Source organism: Bacillus sp. AFS001701, assembly GCF_002559405.1.
Classification (GTDB): Bacteria; Bacillota; Bacilli; order Bacillales; family Bacillaceae_G; genus Gottfriedia.
The window spans coordinates 1-1,155 of sequence record NZ_NTZO01000683.1; the positions used below are offsets into that span (position 1 = coordinate 1).

General features: G+C 29.7%; 1 protein-coding gene and 1 pseudogene. One reads left to right on the top strand and one right to left on the bottom strand.

All coding sequences use genetic code 11. The annotated features are described in order from the left end of the window. Window positions 1–342: 342 nt before the first annotated feature. Window positions 343–513, bottom strand: coding sequence for a hypothetical protein (locus CN514_RS26065; RefSeq protein ID WP_176526073.1), 171 nt, complete (start codon window positions 511–513; stop codon window positions 343–345). 340 nt (window positions 514–853) lie between these two features. Here CN514_RS26065 and CN514_RS24600 point away from each other — a divergent pair. After that, window positions 854–1,045, top strand: a pseudogene (locus CN514_RS24600) (nucleotide disphospho-sugar-binding domain-containing protein); the annotation flags it as partial. Between the last annotated feature and the right edge of the window lie 110 nt (window positions 1,046–1,155).

Here is a 1,155-nt window from a genome sequence, read left to right on the forward strand (position 1 = left end):
TATAACAAGAAACCAACCTATATTTGTGAGATATCTTGGACCAGAAAAATTAGAAAAGTAGGTTAATGTTACAATTAATAATCCAAACAAAATATACAAAGCAGAAATCAATTGTTTCATCATTATCTCCTTTTGCATTTTTATTATTTAATTTAAATTCAATAATGAACTCACAATTACCTTTAACTTTTTTGAACTCACTTTTTCTAGTAGTATAAAATCTCTGAAGTTAGATAATAAATCAGACAATTCCTTTTAGCAATATAGTTTATTCAATAAGGTGCTCCCTTAAGTTTTTAAATTTAATAGAGTTTTTTACTAGATTAGTAGTTTTTTAATAAATTATTCACTTGCCAAAATTAATTTTCTTGTTTTGCTATTATATATTTTGTAACTTACTTCAAAATTATGATCTTTTGTAACAGTCACCTTACAATAATATGGAACAGATCTCCCATAAGCATCCAGTTTAGGAATATCTCTAAAAGTAAATATTTCATCTGTATCTTGCATATCAAAGTCTGCTTCAGAAGTTCGGCTTGAACTATCAATTTCTATAACACATCTTCCGCTTACGACATNNATATTGTTTAAATACAACATATTTAAGACTTGGAAGAGTAAACGCTAAGAGTAAAACACCAAGTAATAAACATCCAATACTTTTACTGATCTTTACTAACGAGTATACTCGATCAATAAACATTGGCATAAATATAAAAACTGCTCCTAATATCAAAAACAATCCTACTATGAGCATAGAATAATAATTAAGGACCTGTTTATTTCTATTTATTCTTTGTGACGACAAATATAGAATAAGCCAACCATCAGCTCTCATCTTACTTTTTTTATTCCGCCAAACTTTATTGTAAAACAATATGTTCCACAGATCGAAGTGCTAAAATATAGTAAATTATTTATAACGCATGGTGGAATGAATAGCACTAGTGAAGGTCTATATAATAAAGTTCCATTAATCGTAATCCCTCAGAACGCTGATCAACCAATCATTGCAGAGCAAATAGCCAAGATTGGTGCAGGTAACTGATAGATGGGCCGATAAATTGGATGAGTTGCGTTTACACCATGCGGTCCACCCTTTATTAAAGCGAGTTTACTACCAGGAATGGAATCATATGTACGTTTTCCACT